General features: G+C 43.8%; 23 protein-coding genes and 1 pseudogene. 13 read left to right on the plus strand and 11 right to left on the minus strand.

Features of this window, described 5'->3' with window-relative positions; translation table 11 throughout:
* Window positions 1-59: 59 nt before the first annotated feature.
* Both R7O03_RS17665 and R7O03_RS17670 read right to left on the minus strand, forming a co-directional pair.
* On the minus strand, window positions 60-359 hold the full coding sequence (locus tag R7O03_RS17665) for a hypothetical protein (RefSeq protein ID WP_005376885.1): 300 nt from the start codon (window positions 357-359) through the stop codon (window positions 60-62).
* 245 nt (window positions 360-604) lie between these two features.
* Entirely contained in the window at window positions 605-835 is a 231-nt protein-coding gene (locus R7O03_RS17670) for a hypothetical protein (protein WP_017636104.1), read from the minus strand.
* 259 nt (window positions 836-1,094) lie between these two features.
* Here R7O03_RS17670 and R7O03_RS17675 point away from each other — a divergent pair, with 259 nt between their 5' ends.
* Window positions 1,095-2,486 (plus strand): PLP-dependent aminotransferase family protein, encoded by a 1,392-nt coding sequence (locus R7O03_RS17675; protein ID WP_062730527.1) that lies wholly within the window; start codon window positions 1,095-1,097, stop codon window positions 2,484-2,486.
* A gap of 98 nt (window positions 2,487-2,584) precedes the next feature.
* Window positions 2,585-2,809: a hypothetical protein gene (locus tag R7O03_RS17680; protein ID WP_213886649.1), complete on the plus strand. Its 225-nt coding sequence runs from the start codon at window positions 2,585-2,587 to the stop codon at window positions 2,807-2,809.
* 91 nt (window positions 2,810-2,900) lie between these two features.
* Here R7O03_RS17680 and asnS read toward each other — a convergent pair whose 3' ends face one another.
* Window positions 2,901-4,301: an asparagine--tRNA ligase gene (asnS, locus tag R7O03_RS17685; RefSeq protein WP_017636101.1), complete on the minus strand. Its 1,401-nt coding sequence runs from the start codon at window positions 4,299-4,301 to the stop codon at window positions 2,901-2,903.
* Window positions 4,302-4,490: 189 nt separating this feature from the next.
* Entirely contained in the window at window positions 4,491-6,116 is a 1,626-nt protein-coding gene (locus R7O03_RS17690; protein ID WP_213886650.1) for a methyl-accepting chemotaxis protein, read from the minus strand.
* Window positions 6,117-6,409: 293 nt separating this feature from the next.
* Here R7O03_RS17690 and queD point away from each other — a divergent pair, with 293 nt between their 5' ends.
* Window positions 6,410-6,772: a 6-carboxytetrahydropterin synthase QueD gene (gene queD, locus R7O03_RS17695; RefSeq protein ID WP_005376896.1), complete on the plus strand. Its 363-nt coding sequence runs from the start codon at window positions 6,410-6,412 to the stop codon at window positions 6,770-6,772.
* A gap of 92 nt (window positions 6,773-6,864) precedes the next feature.
* On the opposite strand, the pseudogene R7O03_RS17700 reads toward queD, so the two are convergent.
* From R7O03_RS17700 to R7O03_RS17720, 5 genes and pseudogenes are all read right to left on the minus strand, one after another.
* Window positions 6,865-7,329: pseudogene (locus R7O03_RS17700) on the minus strand (GNAT family N-acetyltransferase); the annotation flags it as partial.
* Window positions 7,330-7,423: 94 nt separating this feature from the next.
* Complete coding sequence (locus R7O03_RS17705) at window positions 7,424-9,139, minus strand: EAL domain-containing protein (RefSeq protein WP_017820447.1); 1,716 nt, start codon at window positions 9,137-9,139, stop codon at window positions 7,424-7,426.
* A gap of 211 nt (window positions 9,140-9,350) precedes the next feature.
* Window positions 9,351-10,712 carry an L-serine ammonia-lyase gene (locus tag R7O03_RS17710; protein WP_005376899.1) on the minus strand — a complete coding sequence of 454 codons (1,362 nt, stop codon included), beginning with the start codon at window positions 10,710-10,712 and terminating at the stop codon, window positions 9,351-9,353.
* A 97-nt stretch (window positions 10,713-10,809) separates the two neighbouring features.
* A complete protein-coding gene (locus tag R7O03_RS17715) occupies window positions 10,810-12,063 on the minus strand; it encodes an aromatic amino acid transport family protein (protein WP_005376900.1) in 1,254 nt (417 codons plus the stop codon).
* A 345-nt stretch (window positions 12,064-12,408) separates the two neighbouring features.
* Window positions 12,409-13,008 carry a CoA pyrophosphatase gene (locus R7O03_RS17720; RefSeq protein ID WP_005376901.1) on the minus strand — a complete coding sequence of 200 codons (600 nt, stop codon included), beginning with the start codon at window positions 13,006-13,008 and terminating at the stop codon, window positions 12,409-12,411.
* A gap of 231 nt (window positions 13,009-13,239) precedes the next feature.
* Here R7O03_RS17720 and R7O03_RS17725 point away from each other — a divergent pair, with 231 nt between their 5' ends.
* Window positions 13,240-13,779, plus strand: a complete 540-nt coding sequence (locus R7O03_RS17725) for a heme NO-binding domain-containing protein (protein WP_005388282.1) — start codon at window positions 13,240-13,242, stop codon at window positions 13,777-13,779.
* A gap of 7 nt (window positions 13,780-13,786) precedes the next feature.
* Window positions 13,787-15,487 (plus strand): ATP-binding protein, encoded by a 1,701-nt coding sequence (locus R7O03_RS17730; RefSeq protein ID WP_005376903.1) that lies wholly within the window; start codon window positions 13,787-13,789, stop codon window positions 15,485-15,487.
* A 366-nt stretch (window positions 15,488-15,853) separates the two neighbouring features.
* Here R7O03_RS17730 and pabB read toward each other — a convergent pair whose 3' ends face one another.
* The gene (gene pabB / locus R7O03_RS17735; RefSeq protein WP_154204467.1) at window positions 15,854-17,218 is read right to left on the minus strand and encodes an aminodeoxychorismate synthase component I; all 1,365 of its coding nucleotides are present in this window, start codon (window positions 17,216-17,218) and stop codon (window positions 15,854-15,856) included.
* Between the two features lie 270 nt (window positions 17,219-17,488).
* Between pabB and R7O03_RS17740 the strand changes: the two genes are divergently transcribed.
* The 8 genes from R7O03_RS17740 (at window position 17,489) to R7O03_RS17775 (ending at window position 25,378) form a co-directional block, all read left to right on the plus strand.
* Window positions 17,489-19,006, plus strand: coding sequence for a fumarate hydratase (locus R7O03_RS17740; protein ID WP_005376905.1), 1,518 nt, complete (start codon window positions 17,489-17,491; stop codon window positions 19,004-19,006).
* A 174-nt stretch (window positions 19,007-19,180) separates the two neighbouring features.
* Window positions 19,181-19,366, plus strand: a complete 186-nt coding sequence (locus R7O03_RS17745) for a hypothetical protein (RefSeq protein ID WP_005376906.1) — start codon at window positions 19,181-19,183, stop codon at window positions 19,364-19,366.
* A gap of 256 nt (window positions 19,367-19,622) precedes the next feature.
* On the plus strand, window positions 19,623-20,999 hold the full coding sequence (locus tag R7O03_RS17750; RefSeq protein WP_318131913.1) for a YcjX family protein: 1,377 nt from the start codon (window positions 19,623-19,625) through the stop codon (window positions 20,997-20,999).
* Entirely contained in the window at window positions 20,996-22,036 is a 1,041-nt protein-coding gene (locus R7O03_RS17755) for a YcjF family protein (RefSeq protein ID WP_213871682.1), read from the plus strand. The genes R7O03_RS17750 and R7O03_RS17755 overlap by 4 nt, the downstream gene beginning before the upstream one ends.
* Window positions 22,037-22,136: 100 nt before the next feature.
* Window positions 22,137-23,681, plus strand: a complete 1,545-nt coding sequence (gene tyrR / locus R7O03_RS17760; RefSeq protein WP_005376914.1) for a transcriptional regulator TyrR — start codon at window positions 22,137-22,139, stop codon at window positions 23,679-23,681.
* 36 nt (window positions 23,682-23,717) lie between these two features.
* Complete coding sequence (gene rimJ / locus R7O03_RS17765; protein WP_213866476.1) at window positions 23,718-24,302, plus strand: ribosomal protein S5-alanine N-acetyltransferase; 585 nt, start codon at window positions 23,718-23,720, stop codon at window positions 24,300-24,302.
* Window position 24,303: 1 nt separating this feature from the next.
* Window positions 24,304-24,891 (plus strand): HD domain-containing protein, encoded by a 588-nt coding sequence (locus R7O03_RS17770; protein ID WP_213866477.1) that lies wholly within the window; start codon window positions 24,304-24,306, stop codon window positions 24,889-24,891.
* 13 nt (window positions 24,892-24,904) lie between these two features.
* On the plus strand, window positions 24,905-25,378 hold the full coding sequence (locus tag R7O03_RS17775) for a DUF2947 domain-containing protein (RefSeq protein ID WP_017636094.1): 474 nt from the start codon (window positions 24,905-24,907) through the stop codon (window positions 25,376-25,378).
* 43 nt (window positions 25,379-25,421) lie between these two features.
* On the opposite strand, the gene R7O03_RS17780 is transcribed toward R7O03_RS17775, so the two are convergent.
* On the minus strand, window positions 25,422-26,384 hold the full coding sequence (locus tag R7O03_RS17780; protein ID WP_017636093.1) for an integron integrase: 963 nt from the start codon (window positions 26,382-26,384) through the stop codon (window positions 25,422-25,424).
* Window positions 26,385-26,673 lie beyond the last annotated feature (289 nt).

Below are 26,673 nucleotides of genomic sequence, written 5' to 3' on the forward strand. Positions count from 1 at the left end.
CAAAAACGCCCCACCAAAGGTGGAGCGTTTACTGTTAGAAGTATGGATATCGGTTGGGGTTATTTCTTCAGATTGATTTCCGACTCAACCGCATTGGTTTCGATGTCAGGGTTAGAAGAAAGTTTTTCAGTCGCCCAGTCGTTCATATGCTTTAAGATCGCTTTTAATGCGTGCTTTTCGGTTGGTACTTCTGTCTTTTCAACTTCAAGTTTTTGCTTCGGATGCGTACCCGTCGCATCTTCCGCAACGTGTAGCCAATCTGGGTGCCAGTAATAAGGTTGGCCGGAAGGAGAGCTCCAAGAATGTACGCCGTTGGATTCACCTTTGTATTTAATATCTTCTTCGTTGTATTTCGCCATTATTGTTTTCTCTCATAATCCATGAGTTGAGGTGTGCATCACCATTACTATTTAAATGTAACAGATGTAATGAAAATTAATGTGATAACAATCGACTTATTTTGCCCTTTGAACGCTATAGAAGATGCGTACTTCTCATTCAGGAGAATTTACTATTTGGCAGGTTTTAGCTTTATTTGTGTTTAAAGCATACGACGATGGATTCGCCTACCTAATGCTATTCTTGAACGGTGATAGAGCCTAAACTACTCGTCATTCAAGTGTTTGAGAATCGCCGCTTTTGCATGCTCTTCTGTCGCTGTTTCTCCATCAGGGACTTCAAGGTCAGCCTTTTTGTGTTCACCCAAAGCATCTTCAGCGATATGCAGCCAATCAGGATGCCAATAATAAGGGGTGGTACTGCCAGGATGGTCCCAACTATGTACACCTTTATGTTTTCCGCGATACGAGAGATCGTCCATTGTAAAAACTTTCATCGCTTCCTCCTGATTTAAAGACCGTAGCTCGAAGTGAGTTTAACGAACTCAGTCCAACGTAAAACCTTGGCTTTTAGATATTGCAAAGATGTGAGGCAATATGTGTGTAACAGTCAAAGTATGGGATATAAACTCTCACTTCGTGGCTGAAATATCTATTGATAAGCTTGATAAATTACGTTGCTAAATTGAATACTCCCATATCAGAATGCTGGCGCGAAGTATGCTATGGTGCGGCTGTAAGTGAAATGAGGGAAACATGAACCGATACCGTCAACTGGCTGAGCTGTTCAAAACGCAGATTCAGCAAAATACTTGGAGAGCAGGGGAAAAGCTGCCATCAGTGCGTGTAACAAGCCGAAACCATTCTGTCAGCGCAGGTACGGTATTACAAGCTTATCAGCTGCTCGAAGCACAAGGTTGGGTCGCAGCGAAACCTCAGTCTGGATACTTTGTTACTGCGGAGTTGGACCGCTTCGAACCGAGTTCTCCAGCCACTTCCGTTTATCGCTCCAGCATCAACGATGAACTTTACGACTACCTCAAAAATCAGGCCTCACCGAATGCGGTGAAGTTTGGCTCCGCGTTTCCAGACCCTGCATTGTTCCCATTAGAAGCGCTAAACCGCAACCTAGCCAGCTCAGGCAGGAAGATGGGGGCAGAGACGTTATTGGATAACTTGCCGCCGGGCTGTGAGTCTCTACGCCGTTTGATTGCTCAACGGTACATCCAACAAGGTATGGTGTTTACCCATGATGATATTGTCGTTACTTCTGGCGCATTAGAAGCGTTGAATTTGAGCCTTCAGGCCGTGACCCAGCCTGGAGATACTGTTGTAGTTGAATCACCGACGTTTTATGGCGCACTTCAAGCGATTGAACGTTTAGGTCTAAAGGCGATAGAAATAACGGTGGATCCGTTAACTGGACATTCAGTGGATCAAATTGAAGCGACTTTTGCCGGCAATGATGTTCGCGCATGTTGGTTAATGACTAACTTTCACAATCCAACAGGAACTTTATTAAGTGACGGGCAGAAGCAACGTATCGTCGAACTGGCTGACAAATACGATGTGTACTTGATCGAAGATGATGTGTATTCAGAGCTTTATTTTTCTGAAAAAAAGCCAAGCTCACTTAAAGCTTTTGATACACAAGAGCGCGTGTTGCATTGTGGATCATTTTCAAAAAGCCTTTGCCCTGGCTATAGGCTGGGCTGGGTGGTAAACAAACGCTTCAATGAGCAACTTCAAAAGCTGCAACTTATCTCGACGTTGTCAGGCAGTGCACCAATCCAGCAGGGTATCGCGCATTACTTGCAAAACGATAGTTATGATAGCCATCTTAGAAAACTGCGAAAGAATCTTGAGCAGCGGCAATTGGCGTTTATTGAACTGGTTGATAAGTACTTTCCCCAATCGATTCGTTACACGCAACCGGAAGGCGGCTATTTTCTTTGGATAGAACTGCCGAAAACAAAGTGCGGAAAAGCGATTTATCAGAAGTTATTGGAAGCGAACATCACTGTAGCATTTGGTCAGTTGTTTTCTATCGCTCCAAATTATGAGAACTACCTGAGGCTTAATACATCGTTACTTGTAAATGATGAATTAGAACAAGCCGTGAAGACGGTCGGAGAATTACTTCATTAGCCAACTGTTTACCTGTTTTTTGCTCAAACTGTATCAGTGGACGATACCGAAGCTGTGTTTCAATCATGGGCAGACAACCATTTAGGTTAGGAGCCGTAATGAAAAAGCAGTTGGTAAAGCATGAACTTAGGTTGATGGGTGTTGCTATTTTTAGCGCATTTTTGTTGGTTTTTGCACACTTGATATTGGCGAAATCCTTTTCTCATATGGTTTGGACGGAATACACTGCTGCCGTTATCCCATTTGTGATGTTTGGCTTGTGTGTGGTTGGAGTAAAATACGCAGCGCGAGTAGATGAGGATGACGACGAAGATAACAACTAGAGTGCATACACCGGTTGTTAGAAAATCATTCGTACAAAATAAAAGACCTCCACATGGGAGGTCTTTTTAATTCGATATCTCTAAAAAGTGATTAGAAGTTCGCAGAGCGAGGAGTACGTGGGAATGGGATCACGTCACGAACGTTGCCCATGCCAGTTACGTAAGATACTAGGCGCTCGAAGCCTAGACCGAAGCCTGCGTGTGGCACTGTACCGTATTTACGTAGGTCGCGGTACCAGCTCATATGTTCAGGATCGATACCCACTTCACGCATACGTGCATCTAGAATGTCTAGGCGCTCTTCACGCTGAGAACCACCGATGATTTCGCCGATGCCCGGTGCTAGAACGTCCATCGCTGCAACTGTTTTACCGTCATCGTTAGCACGCATGTAGAATGCTTTGATGTCTTTCGGGTAGTTCTTAACGATTACAGGTGCTTTGAAGTGTTCTTCAGCAAGGAAACGCTCGTGCTCAGAAGACATATCGATACCCCATTCAACTGGGAATTCGAACTCACGACCTGAATCAAGAAGGATCTGGATTGCGTCAGTGTAGTCAACTTGTGCGAAGTCAGAAGAAACGAACTGCTCTAGACGAGTGATTGCTTCTTTGTCGATGCGTTGAGCGAAGAACTCAAGGTCATCGCGACACTCTGCAAGCACTGCTTTAAACACGTACTTGAGCATGTCTTCAGCCAGTTTCGCTACATCATCCAGTTCTGCGAACGCAACTTCAGGCTCAACCATCCAGAATTCTGCTAGGTGGCGGCTTGTGTTTGAGTTTTCAGCACGGAAAGTAGGGCCGAAAGTGTAAACTTTGCTTAGCGCACAAGCGTAAGCTTCTGCGTTTAGCTGACCAGATACGGTTAGGAACGTCTCTTTACCGAAGAAGTCTTCGTTGTAGTCCACTTTACCAGCGTCAGTGCGAGGAAGGTTTTCCATGTCTAGCGTAGATACGCGGAACATTTCACCAGCGCCTTCAGCATCTGAAGCCGTGATCAACGGCGCAGATACCCAGAAGTAACCTTGCTCGTGGTAGAAGCGGTGGATTGCTTGAGATAGGCAGTTACGTACACGTGCTACTGCACCGATTACGTTTGTGCGCGGACGTAGGTGCGCAACTTCACGTAGGTACTCGATTGAGTGACGAGTTTTTGCCATTGGGTAAGTTTCAGCATCTTCAACCCAACCAACCACTTTAACGTCAGTGGCAGCAAGTTCGAAGTCTTGACCCTTTGCAGGAGATTCAACAATCTTACCAGTTACTTCAACAGAGCAGCCAGTCGTTAGCTTTAATACTTCGTCTTCGTAATTATTAAGATTATTTGGGACCACGGCCTGAATCGGGTCGAAACAAGAGCCGTCATATATGGCAAGGAAAGAGATTCCAGCTTTGGAATCACGACGTGAACGGATCCAGCCACGAACAGTCACTTCGCTGTCTACTGCTAGCTGACCTTTCAATACGTCTGATACAGGCGCGTAAGTCATGTTTTCAATATTCTCCATTGAGGTAAAAATTCAACTCAACGCTTACTTAAAGTGCTTGTCTAATAACATTTTTGTTCAAAAAACAAGCTAAGCGCTGAGTTGGGTAGCATTTTACAGATTCAACGAGACATATTACCTGTCAATTCGCTCGCATCAACCTTTATATTCGTTTTGATGGGGAGAATCTCTCTATTTATTCACTCTTTTGTGCTCTGAAAGTGTGAATTGGTTTAGTAATTGCTCTAAACGTTCGGATAGATGCTCTAAATCAACACTAATATCACGCGTGTGCGATGCCGATTGCGATGTGTCGTTAGCATGCAGTGTGATCACATCTATTTTAGATTGAATATGCTGACTTACATCAGATGTGGTTTGCGTTTGGTTTTGGATATCTTCTGCATGTCTGAGCACTTGGCGCATTTCGTCAACAACGTTATGCATTGTGGCTGATAGTGCCTCGACATCGACAGAGCGTTGATGAGCAAACTGGCAGACGGTATCAACAGAAGTTAATGACTCTTCACTTCCTTGCTGGAATTGAGAAATGATATGTTCAATATTACCAGTGGCTTCAGCCGTCCTAGAAGCCAGGTTACGCACTTCTTCCGCGACGACCGCAAAACCGCGTCCTTGCTCTCCGGCACGGGCGGCTTCGATAGCAGCATTCAACGCGAGCAGATTGGTTTGTTCTGCAATACCCTTAATAACCAGAAGAATGGACGACACTTCTTCGGTTCTTTGATTTAGAGAGCTGATTTTTTCCCGTACGGTATCAATGTTACTTACTAGTTGTTTGATGTCTTCACTGACGTTGTGTGCTTGGCTTGCACTATGAGTGGCGACATCAACGGTGTGATTGACCAAAACAGTAGCGTTGTTAGTCGAGTCCTCAACCGCAGTTTGTTGCTGCAACATATCGGTGATATTACTTTGTACTTCGTTGGTCTCTAGCTGTTGGTTATTGGCCGCTTTATCTGTGGACTGCGCGACAGCAGTTAGTTTACTCGCGGAGTCGGCAAGTGAGTGAGAGGTGTCTTGCACACGTTCTAAGCTTTCGGAGACCGTATCCATGAATGAATTGATGGCAGTAGAAAGTTGGCCCACTTCATCCTGTTGGTGATGCATAAGTCGTTGAGATAGATCTTTGCTATGGCTCACATTCGACATGAATTTCGACGTTCTTTGAATTGGTCGTACAATGATTTTCTGAATCAAACTCATCGTTATGATGAAGCCCACAAATGCGATTACGGCCATTATTCCCATCGCAAACATTGCCTGTTTACTGATCATTGAATTGACATGATTCATGTTGTATTCCAAGCGAATCGCGCCCAACACTTCTCCTGCTGGTGCAACGTGGCAAGAAACGCAGTTGGTGCCACGGTAATTTTCGCTCGATTTCATTGGTAGCGCGACTACTAACCCTTTGCCCCAATCGGCTGAGATTGGTTCAATCACCAGTTCACCATTCAACGCTCGTTGATCAATATCATCGACAGGCTGCTGGTTTTGTTGCCCAGGTCCGTAAAGTTTGGTCACAGTATCAGCTCGCAACACGCGAACTGCTTCAATGCCTTCTTGGGCCAGGGCCTTTTGACGTAAGGTTTCTTTTTGCGACATGGTGCCCGTAAGCATCATCATATTTAGGCTATCGAAATAATTACTAGCCTTATCATGGAGTTGTTCACTAAGAACATCATTGATTAAGGTTTTTTGTTGATGGTATTGGTAAGCCGTAGAGGCAGCTAGAACGCAGCTGAAGACAGCAATTAACGCCAGTAAGAGCTTAAAAGTGATAGTTGAGCGCATAAATTTATAAGTGTAATTGGAACGAACTGCACAATATTAATGTGCACAAATGCGCACTGCGAACAACGAAATGAATGATTGTGACCCCACACATGTTGGGGATATGTAATTGTGATGTGAGTGCTGTGTAATCAAATGTTTGGCGCGTGACAGAAATACGGCGCTTTGGTGTGAGTGATAGCAAAGAGGCCGGGAACCAGCGGAAGTTTTTGCTACGCTTGTATGGGGTAACGCTTGTCTCTTGGCAGCGAATTCCTTAGTATTGCCTGTCTTTTTAAAGCCTGAGAATCAAGATGAAAACAGAATTATACAAAGAGTTTATGTTCGAAGCAGCACACCATTTGCCACACGTACCAGAAGGTCACAAGTGTGGTCGTTTGCACGGACACTCTTTCCTTGTTCGTCTTTATGTAGAAGGTGAAGTTGATCCACATACAGGTTGGGTAGTGGATTTTGCAGAGATCAAAGCTGCATTTAAACCAATTTACAATCGCTTAGACCATTACTACCTAAACGACATTGAAGGGTTAGAGAACCCGACTAGCGAAGTGTTAGCAAAATGGATTTGGCAGCAGCTCAAGCCAAGCTTACCACTGCTAAGTAAAGTAGAAATCAAAGAAACGTGCACAGCGGGTTGTATTTACAAAGGCGAATAAGTCACTTTCTGTTGAGCATTAAACAAAGGCAAGCGAGAAGCTTGCCTTTGTTGTATCTGAATGGCCCAATTTTGATTATGCTTCACCAGATAGCTTAATGGGTGTCGTAGAATCCATTCTTTTTCATTATCACCCAATGTTGTTTCCTCTGTATTAATGAATCCGCACGCATCAAGAAAACTGATAGCGTATTGCTGACTTTGTGGGACAGTGGCGCAAAGAGAGGTGCTTTTAGGGTTAATGGTATATGCATAAAGGAACAGTTTACGCAATGCCTCACTCCCAACCCCTTGACGTTGGAAACGTTGATCAATCATCAAGTACTTAAGCTCCAGTTCGTATCGTTTAGCAAACGGCGCATGTTGGGAGAAACCTTTATCGATAACAAGGTAGCCTACTAATAGATCATCAGAATAAATCGTAAAGAACGCCTCTGACTTACTACGTTTTTGATAAGCCATTTCAAACGGTGTAAAAAATCCTTTTTGCTCTTCTTGCACATCCAATTGCATCAAACTTGAAAAATCTTTCAGTTTGGTGGGTTTAATCGCAATCATCGCTCAATCACAAATTGGCGGCATACCGTTATGCCACCACGAGTTTTTATAGAGTATTAGATCTATTTTAAGTAACTAACCGAGTGAAGAAAAGCTAGCAATGAAGAGGGTAATAATAACCTTGGTGAATATAGGCGCCCAATGTTGTGAGTAAGTGAGCACTGTCTGCCGTTTCTACGCCTTCAACAATGACCGTGCAGCGATACGTATTGCCCATAGCAATTAACTGACGCAAGGTTTCTATCTTTTTATCATCAGATTTTAGGCCAATAACAAATTCTCGGTCGATTTTGAGGTAGTCCGGATTCAGCTTGCTGATAAGCGCCACATTATTATTGCCGGTGCCAAAGTCATCAATACTGATTTTACAATCCAGTGCTTTTAGTTTCGCGACATTGCCATAAATCTCAGAGGTATAATACATCGATGCATTTTCTGTGATTTCGATTGTCAGCAAACGGCAATCCCGATTAGATAGCTCTCTATATAGGATTGAAAAGTTACGCCCTCGCAGCAAAGAAGGACAAACGTTAATGCTAATAGGGATGGGCAACGCTTTTTGTTTGGTGTAGATGGAATCAATCACCAGTAAGGTATGAGTTAGCAGCAATCCATTGCGGATCAGTGTTTCAATAAACCGTTGCGTATTTTTTACCTTAAACCGGGAGAGGGCTTCGTAGTGCACAATCTTTTGTGCCGAAGTGTTATAAATCGGTTCCAGTTTTATTTTGAATTGTCGAATTGCGCACAAGTAAGCCATAAAGGCTTGTAGGGAGCGGTGACGCAGTATAATGAGAAAAAGTAAGCTCAGTAGAATGATACTTTGAAACGGTCCAGAGATGTAATACACCTCTTTATAGCCACTATTCTTTACGTGATAATTGAAGAAGCGTTCATTGGTGTTACCAATCTCTAACGACGTTCCGGTATTCGTTGATAGCTTCATACCGGAAAGAAAAAAACGTGAAATATGATTTTCAACATTGTCGGATAAGTTAATGTTTTTAACACGAACCAAAACGGTTGCGTTATTTAAGTCAAATGATTGGGTCGTGTAATTGTTATTGTTACTCCACTCTTCAAAGGCTTTTTTGCTGACAGGGACAACGGTTTCTGGAGTGACTAAGCATCGAATATTGAAACGATCTAGCATCATGCTCGATTCCACCAACTTCACATTATCAAATAGTGACTTCAGTTCGCTTTCATTAGCAAAGCAACTCCTACGGGAAAGGTTCTCTGCAATTTCGAAGGCGTTATCCAGATAATTATGTTTAACGATGCTGTTTATCGCGTAGTAACAGATAGCAAAGAAAATGATCGCAGTGATCAACACAACCCACATTGCTTCTGAATAGATCTTTTTATTACGCAAGCAAATACGAAGCGCTTTGCGAAGACTATTGGTTGTGTATTGATTGATCTTCTGTTGATGTTCGATGCCATTCTGATGGTTGTTTTGCATAGTAAAAGGGATGAAGTATCCGGTCCGGTGAATGTTTTCGATAATGTTTTTGTTAGTGGTTAAATGTTCTTCCGTGAGCTTGCGAAATTTCTTTCTTAGAGCGGCCACCGCGTTTTTAAAGCCATTTTCAGGCAGTGTCATTTTGTATTGTTGAGTGATTTTGCTTTCTATTAACCGCTGACTAATCGGCGTATTTAAACTGCCGTATGTGGCGATAGTTGACAGAATGGCGTACTCATTTGGGTTGACAGGAATGGAGTGGTGGAGTGACTGATTGAGCTCTAGAGATATTTCGTTTTCGGACAAGCAAACGCAGATTTGGTTTCCAATTTCAAACCTAATCATGTGTTGATGTGCTCCAAGTTTAATTTTTGGCTACGTTATCAATAAAGCTTGGGAAGAGATGTGATTTTTTACTGAGATATCCATAATATTTGGATATATTCAACGTTTTAGGTTTTTTTTACTTGTCCTGATAACGCATTCTCCTGGGTTTTTGGGGTATAAAAAAACCCGAGCATAAACTCGGGTTTTGATTGGTATTCAGAAAGGCGTGTTAGCAAATCACTTTGATTGCTAGACCACCTTGAGATGTTTCGCGGTATTTCGCGTTCATGTCTTTACCTGTTTCTAGCATGGTTTCGATAACCTTATCTAGAGAAACAGTTGGAGCTGAAGAGCGACGTAGTGCCATACGAGTAGAGTTGATTGCTTTTACTGCCGCAATACCGTTACGCTCGATACATGGAACCTGAACCTGACCTGCAACTGGGTCACACGTTAGACCTAAGTTGTGCTCCATTGCGATTTCTGCTGCCATACATACTTGCTCTGGGCTACCACCCATAAGCTCAGCAAGGCCTGCTGCTGCCATAGAACATGCCACGCCAACTTCACCCTGACAGCCAACCTCTGCACCAGAGATCGACGCGTTACGCTTGTAAAGACCACCGATTGCGCCAGAAGCTGCAAAGTAACGGATGTAATCTTTTTCAGTCACAGTTTGGATGAACTTATCGTAGTAAGCCAGTACCGCAGGGATGATGCCACACGCACCGTTAGTTGGTGCTGTAACAACGCGGCCACCTGCTGCGTTCTCTTCGTTTACTGCGAAAGCAAACATGTTTACCCAATCAACAACAGACATTGGGTCGTTTGTTGTCTTTTCTGAAGTAAGTAGCTGCTGGCGAAGTGCTGCTGCACGGCGAGGCACACGCAGTGGACCAGGCAAAATACCTTCTTCATTCATACCGCGATCCATACACTCGCGCATTGTGCGCCAGATGTTTGCGAAATAAGTACGAGTTTCTTCATCTGAATGAAGCGCATGCTCATTCTTCATGGTTAGTGCGCTGATGGACAATCCACTTTCGTGGCATTGGTTAACCAGTTCCTCTGCCGTTGTAAACGGGTAAGGTACTTTTACTGGGTTTTCAGCTTCTTTACCGAAATTTTCTTCATCAACGATGAAACCACCGCCGATAGAGTAGTAAGTTTTTGAGTACGCCTTTTCGTCATCAATCCAAGCGTGGATCTGCATGCCGTTTTCGTGTAGCTCTAGGTTTGTTTTGTGGAAGTTCATTCCACCTTCACGTGGGAACGATACTGTGTGACAGTGCATGCCAACAGGAAGGCGTTCAGTTTCTTCTACACGAGCGATAAAGCCCGGGATAGAATCGATATCAACTTTCTCAGGAGTGTTGCCTGCAAGACCCATGATGATAGCAATATCTGTGTGGTGACCTTTCCCTGTCAGTGATAGTGATCCATAAACGTCAACGGTGATTTTAGTGATGTCGCGCAGTTTTCCCATTGCACGAAGATCATCAATAAACTCTTTACCCGCTTTCATTGGGCCTACAGTGTGTGAGCTTGAAGGTCCAACACCGATTTTATAGATATCAAAAACACTAATCATATCGATTACCTCAGAAGAAAGCCTCCCAAGGGGAGTTGGGAGGCTTAATTTTATCGTTATATTTTTGGATTAATCATACTGCAACGGGCAGAGATGATTAAAGAGCGCCGTAGATTACAGAACTAATTGCAGCAAGACCACAGATTGCTGTGAAAATTTGCACAGGTGCTGAAGTTTTGTACTTAGCCATCGCAGGAACTTTTTGCATTGCGAAGATTGGCATCAAGAATAGGATTGCCGCAATCATCGGTGCACCCATTGTTTCAATCATACCTAGGATGCTTGGGTTAACGATAGCAACGATCCAAGTTGTGATTACAATGAAGATTAGAGACATCTTCTCGATCTTGCTTACTGGTGATTTTGAACGAGATTTCACTAGACCAACTAGACCTTCGTGCGCACCTAAGAAGTGGCCAAAGTAGCTAGAGGTGATCGCTGCGAAAGCAACCAATGGACCCATGTAAGAGATCAGTGGAGATTCATGCACGTTTGCTAGGTAAGAAAGAACAGAGATGTTTTGCTCTTGCGCTGTTGCTAGTTGCTCTGGAGACAGAGAAAGTACAACAGAGAAAACGAAGAACATAACAAAGCCCATCAGCATCATTGCTGCGCCACCAGTGATAGTGTCAGTTTTCTTAACTGCGTCATCACCGTATACACGACGTTGCTCTTTAGAGAACTGAGAAATGATTGGGCTGTGGTTGAAAGAGAACACAATAACAGGGATTGCTAGCCAAACGATAGCTGGCATTGCACCCCAGTCAGGCGACACTTCCATCATTGAAGTGTTCCAACCAGGAATTAGGTATACAGACAGTGCTAGTAGGATGAACACGAGAGGGTAAACCATTGCTGAAGTTGCTTTCAGCATAAGCTCTTTACCGAATACTACGCCTGCTGTCATTGCAGCAATAAGTGCACCAGAAAGTAGCCAGCGAGGAATAGATTCCATGCCCATTTGGTTAACTAGGAAAGAGTCAACTGTGTTTGTGATACCAACACCGTAGATAAGTACGATTGGGTAGATAGCGAAGAAGTAAGCGAACGTAATAAGGTTTGCGCCAGTCTTACCAAAGTGCTCTTCTACTGTGTCGGTGATGTCCGCTTCAGGGTTTTTCGCAGAAAGAACGAAACGAGCTAAAGATTTGTGTGCGAACCAAGTCATTGGTGCTGCAATTAGGGCTAGGATTACTAATGGCCAGAAGCCACCTGCACCTGCTTTAATAGGAAGGAACAGTACACCTGCACCTACTGCCGTACCAAAAAGGGACAGACACCAGGTAAAGTCTTTGTAAGAAAACTTACTAGACGATTGTGCGGTAGAAACCGCAGAAGTAGTTGTATTCATTTTTTAGTTACTCATTTTGGGAACAGGAAATAAGTCGGGAGTAATTTTGCAAGATTTTACACTAGGAAAATTAGATCTAAATCATTTATTGCTTACGCTTATTGAATGATATGTCAAAAACCTGCTTTTTATCACGAAAATGATGTGCTACTCGTGATTTCTGCTAATGAGTAAAATTAGAAAAACTTATCAATAGGGCTGTTTGTATAAATTTATTTCACCGCAAGCGTTTGCGGTGAAAATGGAAAATTAATCTAATGTGAATGAATGTTTATGAAGCAACGTTTTATTAATATTGATGCGCATAATGATCGCGCCTATAAAAGCACCGATATCAACAACTGTTTAATGTGAAATAATATGTTTTTGCATTGATTCGATAATTTGTGCCGTCATGCCCCAGATGAAATGCTGTCTATATGGGATAGCAAATACACGATGACTGCTTCTTTTTAGGTCAAATTTGGTGCTATACAATTTTTTGGGGTTCAGAATATGGTTGGCAGGAACCTCAAAAACTGACTCTACTTCATTTGGGTCAATATGCGTTTTATATTCCGGAGAAACAAAAGCCAAAAAAGGTGTCACATTAAATTGACTAATCGTTGGTAGTGTAGGCAGTTGACCAAACACATGAATATGCTCATCTTCTATCCCAACTTCTTCTTTGGTTTCTCTTAAAGCGGTATTCACGAGCTGAATATCTTCCTGCTCATATTTGCCACCGGGAAAGCTGATTTGTCCCGGATGATGGCGTAAGTGGGCTGCACGCTTAGTCAGAATGACTTGTAACCCGTCATCGCGTTCCACAAAACCGATTAAGACTGCCGCATCTCTCAGGGACTTTTCTTTCATCCATTTCAGTCGTGCAAGGGACTCTTTGTGGTAGCCCGTTGGAAGCCGAAATTGAAAGTTCTGTAGTAAATGAGTTTTGTCGATAACCAAACTGAGTCCTTATTTATCGTGCCTAACCATTATCTATTATACTCAAAGACGGCAAAGCGTATGGCGTTATCGTTACTGGTTACCAAATAAAGCATTCGCATTAAAACACTCGCCAGCACTTTCCCTCTTTGTGTTGTGTGTCTAACTCTGCTTGAACATATTAATTTGAAACTTATAAGGTTATACACCATTCTTTATTTTAGGACGTCACTATAGGGCAAGTATTGGCCAATGAAAGGGATTATTTTCACCGAGTTCATGGAGTTAGTGGAAGAGAAATTCGGTCTTGATGTGTTAGACCAAGTTCTCGACCTTTCTAACGATGAAGGTGTTTACACCGCTGTTGGTAGTTACGATCACAAAGACTTGGTTAAGTTGATCGTGAATCTCAGTAAAGTATCTGGTGTTCCCCCCGAGCAACTGCAAGAGGTGTTTGGAGAGTGCGTCTTTTTGAATTTACTTCGCTCTATTCCTAGTCACGCCAGTTTGCAACAGTGTGAAACGACGTTTCAATTTGTTCGCCATGTTGAAGACTTTATTCATGTCGAAGTTAAGAAGCTCTATCCTGATGCTAACCCTCCGCAATTTGATTTCATTAGTGAAAACCAATCCCAATTGGTATTTGACTACCACAGCGCAAGATGTATGTCTCACGTATGCTTAGGATTGATAAAAGGTTGTGCTGCACATTTTGGTGAGGTAGTTCATATCAAACATCAAAACCAGTCAGAAGATGGCAGCAAAGTACGTTTTTGGTTAGAGGCTCAATAAGAACGATATGACGGGAAGTTCCTCATTAGAAAGGAAACTCAAACGAGAAGTTGCATCAAGAAAAGCAGCTGAGCAGCTGTTGGAACAGAAAAGCTTAGAGTTATATGAATCCAACCAGCAACTCAGTGTTGCATTGAAAAAGCTAGAGCTGAAATCTAAAAAGGATCTTCGTAAGTTTGAGTTTGAAGAGCAAATTGATGCCACGTTGATTAAGTTCGGTCGTACTTTTTTATCGAGCACGTTCGATGAAGCAATGATAGCGAGCTTTATTGAGCAGCTCACTTCTAACTCGATCATTTCTGCGGCTTACTTGTTTCTTGACGCTACAAAGCTGAGCTCATTGCGTCGTCATCACTTTGGTCACTTACAGCTTCGTCATAACAACGAGATTTTCACCACTCCTAATTGGCAGGGAGAGAATTTGCATTTGCCAGTTATCATTGATGGGGAAACGGTTGGGGAGTTGATTTTCTCTGTGTTGCAAGATCAAATCGATCAGTCTTTTATTTCCAAACAGATGGAGCTCGTGTCTGACTTAGTTCATGGTGTTATTGGTCGACACTTAAGTTTAGAGCGAGAGGTCGAGCTGAGAAAGCGGGCTGAGGAATCAGAAAAAGCGACGAAGGAGTTTGTCGCCATGATTAACCACGAGCTGCGAACTCCTCTCAATGGCGTATTGGGTAGTGCGGAGTTATTGAGTCGAACCCAATTAGAAGAAGAGCAGCGTCAATACTTGAGCAATTTGACTCAATCAGGGGACTTATTGAGAGTGATCATTAATGATCTTCTTGATTTCAGTAAGATGAATGCCGGTATGATGGAAATCATACATAAAGTTTTTGCCTGGGAGGAGCTTGAAAAAGCCATCATGGGTGTATTTGCAGCTAAGGCTGCTGAAAAACGCATCCATTTCTCTATCGACAAAAAGCTGGGGATTCCAGAATTTTTAGTCGGTGACTTAGAGCGCATTACACAAATTTTGGTTAACTTGGTGGGAAACGCGATTAAGTTTACTCACTTGGGTGGCGTCGTGTTACGGGTGGAATGGCTTAACGGCACGGCTTATTTTGAGGTTGAAGACACTGGTATTGGCATCCCAATAAAAGCACAGCCGTCACTATTTGATCCATTTGTCCAAGTTGATCGCTCAGCGAAACGCAGCTTTGAAGGCTCAGGTTTAGGTCTCGCGATTTGTAAAAATCTCGTGGATTTGATGCAAGGTCAAATTAGCTTTGAGAGTGAAGAGCGCAAAGGGACAACTTTTAAAGTTGCTATTCCTCTTGAGGAAGGGCAAGCACAAGGCACAGCAGAGGGGGAATTGGTCACCATAGAGCGAAGCGATTTAGCAGGACGCTCAATATTAGTGGTTGATGACATCAGAATGAATCAAGTCATTGTTACTCAAATGCTGAAAAAACTCGACATTACACCTGATTTAAAAGCCAACGGCAAAGAAGCATTAGAAGCGGTGAAAAGTAAAGACTACGAACTGATATTCATGGACTGCCGAATGCCTGAAATGGATGGTTATGAGGCGACGATGTATCTGAGAGAGCGTGGCTTTACTCATCCTATTATTGCATTAACCGCTGGCACTACCATCGAAGAGCGTCAAAAGTGTATTGATTCAGGCATGGACGACATCCTCACTAAGCCATACACCGCAACCGATATTGAACAGATTATGTGTAAGTGGCTTGAGCAGTAGACGCTTCCTTTTAAAAAAGAATTTTTGTTGGCCAACGGCTAAAAGCTAAAGTACATGCAAATAAAATACACAGAAAAACGCACCACACTGGATAATGCCGATCATTTAACGATGTTTTTTGGGTCATTCTAGCGAGCCTTGGCGAGACTAAGAATCTAGTAGCAGCACGATGAGCGGGTAATGAAACAAATTTGACCACAAAGTGCTCGAATAGAAGAACCTGTATCACGCTCTTTCGTCGCTGTGCAGGGTGATGAGATACAGAAATATGCCACTCGCTGTTAAACGAGCGGCATTATCCGTTCTGGAGGCATTTTAGATTGTTTTCGTCAATAGCATTAAAGCGACGTTGTCCGCGGTTGAAATCTACGATTGCAGCGCTGGTAAAATCTTTGAAAGCTTGTCCAACGTTTCTTGATACTCAGAGGCGCAATCGCTATCTGCCACGACGCCGCCGCCAGCCCAAGCGTAAAGTTTGTTTTGTTCCGCTACAAGAGTTCGGATAGTAATGCTGGTGTCCATACGACCATGGCGTGAAATGTAGCCAATACTGCCGCAATACGCGCTGCGTCGATGCGGCTCCAGTTCTTCAATGATCTGCATTGCGCGAACTTTAGGTGCGCCCGTAATTGAACCGCCTGGAAAACACGCTCGCAGCAAATCCGCAGGAGCGTATTGTTCATCCAAATTTGCACGAATGGTGCTCACCAAATGATGCACGGCAGGGAAGCTTTCAATATCGAACAGCTTTGGAACGTGAACGCTACCCGGTGATGCAACTCGACCAATATCATTACGCAGCAAATCGACAATCATCAGGTTTTCTGCCTGATCTTTTTCCGCTGTCTGCAAGTCATGGGCATTAGCGTTATCTTGCTTTGGATCTTCGCTGCGAGGGCGAGTACCTTTGATTGGTTTTGTTTCAATGACGCGATCTTTGAGCTCTAAAAAGCGCTCTGGAGAGATACTCAAAATCGAAGACTCAGGCATACGGATAAAAGCGGAAAATGGCGCTTGGTTGGCGGACTCTAATTTTAGATACGCTTGCCACTCACTGCCTTGATACGGTGCGTTAAAGCGTTGCGCCAAATTGATCTGATAACAGTCACCGCTCAACAAGTATTCTTGCACCTTGTCAAAGCGAGTGGCGTAGCTCTCTTTTGTCATGTTTGACTGCCAAGCACCAGACAAAGCGAAGTCAACGGTTTGTTCTGCTTTTTGCTCGTTTAACCATTGCCAAGCTTGCTCGATGTTCTGACCGACTAAGCATGCTTTTTTAAGCTTGTGGTCAACAACGACGGCCCATTCATACAGACCCACCGCCATATCCGGCGTGTTGAGATCTTTTTCTGCCACTTCTGGCATCGTTTCTACGCGGCGACCTAAATCGTAACTGAAGTAACCTAGCGCACCGCCGACAAAAGGCAAATCCAATTCTTTATTTAACTCTACGTGAGGAAGCCACTGTTCTTGCATCTGATGAAGCAGCGCAAATGGGTCATCTTGAGTTGAATAGGCATTCGATGGCGTTTCAACTTGTGTGTTGTCGGCAGTGGTTTCTAACGTTGCAATTGGGTTGGCAACCAATACATCGAAGCGGCTATCGATATGCGTTTTTGATGCAGAACGCAGCAACATCGCCCAAGGTAGGTGTTGAATGCGAGAAAAAAGGTGAAGAGTAAACTCTGGTGCGTATTCCAGCGCTTTAAAATCAATGAATTGATTGTCCATGTTGTTCATTTGTGTAATTTGTGACAAAGAGATCGTTCACTGCATGGCATGTCATGGGCAGCAAGAGTATCATATTCCTCTGTATAGCCAAACTCCCTCTATTCATAGGGTTTTGAGATGGTTTACAAGTAGGCAACTTCAGCATTTCGTGTGTCGATATCAGCCGTTCGACAATTGTTTATAAAAAACGAAGCTCAAAAGAGCAATAAGCTCAACAAACACGATTGAAGCCAAGCCAATAATGGAAGCATAACTATAACGAGGCATGTAATGACGGTAATACGCAAGCAGGATGTGATCAGCAGTGTCGCTGATGCGCTACAGTATATTTCTTACTACCACCCGCTAGACTTTGTTCAAGCTCTTGAAAAAGCCTATCACCGCGAAGAGAGCCAAGCCGCTAAAGACGCGATTGCTCAGATCTTAATTAACTCCCGAATGTCCGCAGAAGGTCACCGTCCAATTTGTCAGGATACTGGTATTGTGACGTGTTTCGTCAACATCGGTATGGGCGTGCAATGGGATTCGACCGACATGACGGTTCAGCAGATGGTAGATGAAGGTGTTCGACAAGCGTACACGAACCCTGATAACCCGTTGCGTGCGTCAGTACTTATGGACCCTGCTGGTAAACGTATTAATACCAAAGACAACACGCCTGCCGTCGTACATATCAACATGGTTCCGGGCGATAAAGTTGAAATTCAGATCGCTGCGAAGGGCGGCGGTAGCGAAAACAAAACTAAGATGGTGATGCTAAACCCATCTGACGATATTGCTGAGTGGGTAGAAAAAACGCTACCAACAATGGGGGCGGGCTGGTGTCCTCCTGGCATGCTTGGCATTGGTATCGGCGGTACGGCTGAAAAAGCAGCGGTATTGGCAAAAGAATCTCTAATGGAACACATCGATATTCAAGAGCTTATTGACCGTGGCCCACAAAACGCAGAAGAAGAGCTTCGTTTGGATATCTTCAATCGCGTGAACAAACTTGGTATCGGTGCGCAAGGTCTTGGCGGTTTGACGACTGTTGTCGACGTTAAAATCAAAACTGCGCCAACGCACGCGGCTTCTAAGCCTGTTTGTTTGATCCCGAACTGTGCGGCGACTCGTCACGTGCACTTCACGCTTGATGGTAGCGGCCCAGCAGAGCTAACACCACCTAAACTAGAAGATTGGCCAGACATCACTTGGGAAGCGGGCGAAAATACGCGTCGCGTAAACTTAGATACAATTACTAAAGAAGAAGTACAAGAGTGGAAGACAGGCGAAACGGTTCTTCTATCAGGTAAAATTCTGACTGGTCGTGATGCTGCGCATAAACGTATTCAAGGCATGCTAGATAATGGCGAAGGTCTGCCTGAAGGCGTAGATCTAAACGGTAAGTTCATTTACTACGTAGGCCCTGTCGATGCAGTTGGTGATGAAGTCGTTGGTCCTGCTGGCCCAACAACATCAACGCGTATGGATAAATTCACCGATATGATGCTAGAAAAAACAGGCATCATGGGCATGATCGGTAAAGCTGAGCGTGGCCCTGCAACGGTTGAATCTATCAAGAATCACAAAGCGGTTTACCTAATGGCTGTCGGTGGCGCTGCGTACTTGGTGGCGAAAGCGATCAAGAAAGCTCGCGTTGTCGCATTTGAAGATTTAGGTATGGAAGCGATTTACGAATTTGAAGTTGAAGATATGCCAGTAACAGTGGCTGTCGACTCAAATGGTGTTAACGCGCACCAAATTGGTCCAGACACTTGGAAAGTGAAAATTCAAGAGATGGAAGCATAAGGCAAAGGGCAATCTTGCTGCGTCTCAGTAGAGAGAATGTGACAAGGTGCTGATTTACCTAGCAAACAATTGACAAAAGTGCAGCGAAACCTGCACTTTTTGTCTATATAATTAAGGATATAAACCTTTAGGCATAGCAATCAAACGTTATGCGAACAATAATTAGGAGACGGCATGCCTCGTTTTATTCAGATTCTACAAATTATTCTTGCTGTAGTGATAGGTGGCTTTGTTGGCTATGACTTGATTCTTCACGGTATCAGCATCTTTGATGAAAAGTACGTGACCATCACATGTGTGTTGTGGCTGATTTTAGAAATCGCTCTATTTGTTATCTATAAGTTGATCGAAGACGACTAGGCTTAAAGAAAGCGGGTTCCTGTTTAACATAGTAATCAGCGCATATAGAGTAACTAATGCTGTAGATTAAGTAAGCCTCTGAACCACTCAGGGGCTTTTCTTTTTTTGATACAGCATTAAGCCGGATGTTTTGTTCATCTTTTATTAAGGTATATAAAGTTAAACTCATAGAATTCGGGATAGAACAGTATTCATAGCTCGAAATTCGAAGTCGCTGACAACGTTGTTTTAAAGTGGAGTAAGATAAAGAAGCGTAATGAAGAGAATAAAGAAAGAAGTTAATGACTTTATCAACAGAGGTATGGACTCTAATGTTCGAATTGCTGTCACCGGACTTTCTCGTGCCGGTAAGACGGCATTCATCACGTCATTAGTGAATCAGCTTCTTCATACTGCAACCCATGACAATTTGCCTCTTTTGACTGCGGCTAGAGATAAGCGCCTTATTGGAGCGAAACGTGAGCCTCAATCGAATATGATGGTGCCACGCTTTGCTTACGATGATGCGATGAGCCAAATTCATGCTACTCCACCTCAGTGGCCAGTACCGACACGTGATGTAAGTGAGATTCGCTTAGCGCTCAAGTACAAACCAAATAAAACCACGAAAAAGCTGTTGAGTAAAACCGCAATTTTAAATGTTGATATTATCGACTATCCAGGAGAGTGGTTGCTCGACCTGCCTTTATTGGACATGGACTTTGCAACGTGGTCGCAAACTCAGTTTGATGCACTTAAAGGCCAGCGTGGCGATTTAGCCAAAGCTTGGCTTTCTGAACTAGAGAAAGTGGACCTCTATGCAGAAGTGAATGAGAAACTACTTGAGAAAGTTGCACACACATACACCGAGTACCTTCATGCCTGTAAAGACGCTGGCCTTCATTGGGTTCAGCCTGGCCGCTTTGTGTTACCTGGTGAGCTAGCAGGCGCGCCGGTGCTACAGTTTTTTCCGTGTCGTGTTGATTCGGAAAGCAAAGCGTCCAAGGGCAGTAACTTAGCGATGTTAGAAGCCCGTTTTCAGGAATACCAACAGAAAGTCGTGAAAGCGTTTTATAAGCATCATTTTGCGACCTTCGATCGCCAGATTGTACTGGTGGATTGTTTGCAGCCTCTCAATGCCGGTGATGAAGCGTTTTACGACATGCGCCAAGCGCTAGAACAGATCATGCATAGCTTCCGCTATGGTCGTAGTAGCTTTTTGCGTCGTTTGTTCTCACCAAAAATCGACAAAGTGTTGTTTGCTGCTACAAAAGCGGATCATATCACGCCCGATCAGCACCCAAATTTGGTGTCTCTGCTCCAACAAATGGTGCATCCAGCATGGCAAACGGCAGCCTACGAGAATATTGAGATGAGCTGCATGAGTATCGCTTCCATCCAAGCAACCACGACGGGGTTTATTTCCTCTGGAGATAAGACCATCCCGGCGTTACAAGGAACAACATTGGGTGGTGAGCCGATGACTATGTTTCCCGGAGAGGTGCCGAAAAAGCTACCAAATGCAGCTTATTGGCAAAACAACGGGTTTGATTTTACGTCGTTTCGTCCGATGCCCTCACCGAATGATGAGCCAGTGAAGCACATACGCTTAGACAAAGCACTGGATTACCTGATTGGAGATAAATTGAAATGAGTGAGTTGAAGCAAAAACAAGTTTTCTCTGAAAAGGTAATGGAAAAAGAGCAGCAATCGAATCAACCGGAGTTGACGGCGCAGCAAACATTCGGCGAAAAAGAAACATTTGTACCTGTTGAAGTTAAAGAAGCGCACCAGGAGACCGAACAGGAATTGCAACTCGAGCATGTCATTCGTCCAAAATCGGGCAGAAAATGGCTCGCGACTGGCGCATTTGCAACTTTTGCTGGTTTGGTTGGCTGGCAAGCGGTGGACTCGGTTATAACCGCAATTCAGGCTTCTGATTGGCTAGCCTTAAGCTGGACGGGGTTTATTGCTGCGATCGCTTCGCTTGGTTTAGGAGCTATGGGTAAAGAGCTTTGGAAACTGCGAAAACTACGAAATCATTTTAGTGTTCAAGAAGAAGCAGAAGCACTTGTTAATAGTGAGAGCGTTGGGAAAGGGAAAGCCTTTTGCGAAACCGTAGCAGAACAAAGTGGTGTGATGGCAGAGAATCCGGGCTTTGATCGTTGGCAGAACAGTATTAACCCTGCTCATAGTGACGCTGAAATTCTTGATATGTATGACTCGATGGTGGTGAGCCAACAAGACAAGTTGGCAACGAAAATCGTATCACAGCACGCAACCGAGTGTGCGGCCCTAGTCGCCGTGAGCCCTCTGGCTGCCGCTGATATGTTGCTGGTGGCGTGGCGAAATTTCAAAATGATCGACAACCTCTCCAAGGTATATGGGGTAGAGCTAGGTTATGCATCTCGCATCAAGTTACTAAGAGCGGTATTTGTCAATATGGCGGCGGCTGGTGCCAGTGAGCTCGCTATTGATGCCAGTATGGATTTGATGTCGATGGATCTTGCTGGCAAAGTTTCTTCTCGTGCGGGGCAGGGACTAGGTGTTGGTATTCTAACGGCACGTTTGGGCTTGAAAGCGATGACCTTATTGCGTCCACTACCCTGGTATCCTGACCGTCAGGTTAAGTTGGGCACCATACGCAAGGCAGTGGCGGCGAAAGTTGCATCAATTACGATGAAACCGTAACGAATATCAACTTTGATGGATAGGATTGCTTGACGCCATTCCAAGCATGATAGAAACTACTGTCAACTTTTCCTGACAGTTGTGAATTGGGATATTTTAAGTGCGTCTTGAAGTCTTATGTGAAGATCGACTCGGCTTGACCCGAGAACTGCTCGATATTTTAGCGTCTAAAAGCATCGACTTACGTGGTATCGAAATCGATATTAGCGGTATTATCTATTTGAATTGCCCGGATATTGATTTTGATACGTTTAGTGAGCTGATGGCTGAAATCCGCCGTATTCCGGGGGTGAAAGACGTACGTAAAATCCAGTTTATGCCGATGGAGCGCCACAATACGGAGCTGCTCTCGTTAGTTGATAACTTGCCCGATCCGGTTTTTGCCATTGATCTTAAAGGTGCCGTAGACATGGCGAACATGTCTGCACTTTCATTGCTTGGCCTTCACAAGCAAGAAGTGATTGGTACTCAAATCGGTGCTTTGTTACCAAGTGTTCGTTTCTCTCGTTGGTCTGAAGGTGTTAATGGTCGAACGCGGGAAAACCTTGTGATTGATGGCTTGGACTATGTTCTAGAGTTGATGCCCGTTTATATCCGAGACGAAGCGCAAAACTCGACTCTAGCGAGTACTCTAATGACGATTCGCTCTAGTCAGCAAGTTGCCAGAATTGAAGAAGCACTACCGCTGCATAATCCTCTGGGTTTTGAGCACTTTGTTGGTATATCGAACCGTCATAAAGCACTAATGAACCAAGCTAAGAAGCTGTCTGTGCTTGACCAACCATTGTTGATTGAGGGCGAAACGGGGACTGGTAAAGAAATGCTTGCTAAAGCTTGCCATAGCCGTTCTAGCCGCGCGAGCAAGCCATTCCTAGTTTTGAGTTGTGCTTCGATGCCTGACGATGTAGCAGAAACTGAACTTTTTGGTCATGCGCCGGGTTCATTCAATCATGAACAAGGCCACAAAGGCATCTTTGAGCAAGCAAATGGCGGGACGGTATTTCTTGATGAAATCGGTGAAATGAGCTCGCATCTTCAAATCAAGCTGTTACGTTTTCTACAAGATGGTAATTTCCGTCGTGTCGGTGCAGAAGATGAGATGCATGTCGATGTTCGTATCATCGCTTCAACAAAACATAACCTTGCCGAGCTTTCTGAAGCAGGAATGTTCCGTGAAGATTTGTATTATCGTCTCAACGTACTTACGCTCAGCATTCCTCCGTTACGTAAGCGCTCAAACGACGTTGCACCATTGCTTGAGTTGTTCGTGGCGAAACATGCTCAACAGCTTGGGATTGATAAGCCAGAGTTTGATGATGGTCTAGTTGATGCCCTTGCAAATTATCAGTGGCCAGGAAACATGCGCCAGCTGGATAACATGGTTCTTCGAGCGCTCACGGAAATGGATGGTGGTATACTAAACGCGGATCACTTCAATTTACCTCAGCCTCAGTCAGTCGGCGCTGGTAGTGCAACGCTTAACATCGACGGTTCTTTGGATGAGATCATGCGTGATTATGAATCTCAAGTTCTGGAACGTTTGTATCAGTCATTCCCATCAAGCCGCAAGCTTGCTAAGCGCTTAAATGTATCGCATACCTCAATCGCTAATAAACTGCGTGATTACGGTATCCGTAAGAATTAATCGAATTGAACGAAAAGACGGAATTAATCATTTGTAATGGAAGATAACAGCTCATCTATCGCCGTACATAGGTTGGACGGTGACTTGCTTCTTCGTACCGCTGAAATCGGTGACGCAGATATGATTGCCGAATATTTTCAAGCGAACCGAGAATACCTGAAACCGTTTGAACCGAAACGTGAAGAGGCTTTTTTCTCAGTGAACGGTTGGTTGCAAAAGCTTATCAAGCTCAATGAGCTGCATCGAATGGGATTGGGGTATTATTGCCTTTTAGTCAGAGCCTCTTCGGGTGAAATGCTAGGTACGATATCCTTTAGTAGTTTGAGTCGTTTTCCTTTTTATTCTTGTAACGTCGGATATTCTCTCGCTGAAAAAGCGCAAGGGCATGGTTATATGCGTCGTGGATTAACCATGGCTTGCGACTACATGTTTAACGTTCAGAAACTGCATCGTATTCAAGCTGGCTACATGCCTCACAATAAACGCAGTGAAGCTGTGCTAGAGCATGTAGGTTTCAACCGAGAAGGGTATGCAAAAGATTACCTTTTGATTAATGGTGAGTGGCAAGACCACGTTCTAACGTCGCTTATTAATCCGAATTGGCAGCCAGAAGGACGATAGTATGGAACGATTGGAAAAGCAGTTAGCACTGGTAATCGAGCTCGATAAACTCAAAAGCATTTTCCGCCGAACTCGAGTTAAAAGTGCTGAAGGGCGCCTCGAAAATAGTGGTGAGCATAGTTGGCATGTCGCACTGATGGCAATATTGATGGAAGAGCATGCGAATGCACCTGTTGATATTTGCCGAGTGATGAAAATGTTATTGATACATGACGTAGTAGAGATCGACGCGGGCGATACCTTTGTTTATGATACTGCTGCGTCTCAAGAGCAAGCAAAAAAAGAAATTAGAGCCGCAGAGCGCTTGTTTGGTATGTTACCCAGCGATCAGGAGCAAGAGCTATTGGCGCTTTGGCATGAATTTGAAGCCGCGCAGACCGATGATGCTAAGTATGCAAAAGCACTCGATCGGTTAATTCCAATGCTCTTGAACTACCATAATAATGGTCAGAGTTGGAAGGAACATGGTGTCTCACGCGAACAAGCACTTACCATTAATAAACGAATTGAATTTGGCTCTGTTACCTTATGGGACAAAGCGAAAGAGTTGATTGAAGAAGCCACAGAAAAAGGTTGGCTGAAATCGTAATAAAGGAGACTGAATGTCTTATTTGCCTTTGGACGAATACCAAAGAAAATGGATTTTTACGCATCAGTCGATGCCTGTGCCAGAAGAAGATTTGGCTTTTATTAAGCCGATGAGCCAAGCCCGCTCAGCACAATTTTGGAAAGAAAATATCAGTGCTCAAAGCCCTGATATGGATAGACTTAGTTCCCAAGACTGGCCAATGAATGAGGCGAATTGGTCTGAAACTGTGGATTGGATGGCTGCGTGGGAGTCGGATGATCCTGACATGCCAGCGGAAGCTGAGGCACATATCGATTGGCAAGACGATGTAACCGTTTACTTTTGCTACGAGAAGTACAATGTCATCGAAACGAAATGGTCTATTTTTAAAAAGCACTGGAAGAACTTTCTCTTTTATGACGATGGTCCGATACTAATAGGACGTCGCCGTTCGCAAGCACTTTGGTTTGATTCAAAAGGCAATGTGAAACTCGGTGTTCGTCAATAACGAGTTATAAAGCAAAGCCACCTTTCGAGGTGGCTTTGTTTTTCTAAAGGCTGGATAATGGACTCAACACGCCGCCAGCCCCGCGCTCGATAACGTGAGTATAGATTTGCGTGGTTTTTACATCAGTATGCCCTAATTGTTCCTGAACAGTTCTAATGTCTGCGCCAGATTCCAATAAGTGCGTGGCAAAACTGTGTCTTAGTGTGTGGCAAGTTACAGTTTTCTCAATGCTTGCGTCGCTTGCCGCGCGCTTTACTGCTCTTTGTATTGCGCTTTCATTGATATGATGCCTTCTCAATTCACCAGTGTCTCGATCTGCGCTTAACTTTGTTGATGGAAACAAAAAGTGCCAGTTAAAATCTAGCTCCGCTTTTGGGTATTTACGTCGTAAACCTTCAGAGATGTATACGCCCGCATAACCAGGCATGTGCCTATCTTTAAAGTAATAGTTTCTTGCTAAATTAACTTGAGCTTTGAGTGGTTCATGCAGTTCTTTGGCTAATGTGACTGTACGATTTTTACCTCCTTTTCCTTGCCAAACGCGAACTGCACCATAATCATAATCGATGTCTTGAACTCTTAAGCGTAAACATTCCATAACTCGAAGCCCTGAGCCGTAAAGCAGCTGAATATGGAGTCTATACCTCGGGTCGATATGCTGAACGAATCTTCGGATCTCCTCCCTGGTTAATACAACGGGAAGTTTCTTTTCGGTCAAGGATTTCTGAAATCTCATATCAAGTGATAGTGGGGTTTTGAAATAATCACGATATAAAAATGATATTGAGTTCAGCGCCAAAGCTTGCGTTTTTACCGCAACTTTTTCTTCTACCGCTAAGTAACTCAGAAATTGAATGACATCATCTTCTGCTAGTGTTGATGGGTGAGCAAGCTGGTGAAAAGTGATAAAGCGTTTTATCCAAAATAGATAACTTTCGATGGTTTTATTCGCATAATGACGAGTAAGCATGTGCTCTTTTACACTAAGTAAAAACTGACTTTTCATGATAAAATTGACCTGTTTATTTATACAGCCCCTTCAGTCTATCAGCTCTTTTGTAATTAGCGTGCATTGCGCCGTCTAATTGCGCGCGCGACCACACATATTCATACTGTTTTTCTATTTGTTTCATGTATATAGGTGCTACGATTTATAGCGCTTTTGATCAGAAAGAGGGCGGTAGCCTGCCAGAAAGACGGTAAGTCGCCGTATAGAAAGCGTTATGTTTTAGAGGAAATTATGTTATTACATACAAAATATAGAAATGTTGTTAAAAAAGTATCCATTCTCAATG

The organism is Vibrio sp. Vb2960, from assembly GCF_033337665.1.
In the GTDB taxonomy this organism is placed as follows: Bacteria; Pseudomonadota; Gammaproteobacteria; order Enterobacterales; family Vibrionaceae; genus Vibrio; species Vibrio alginolyticus.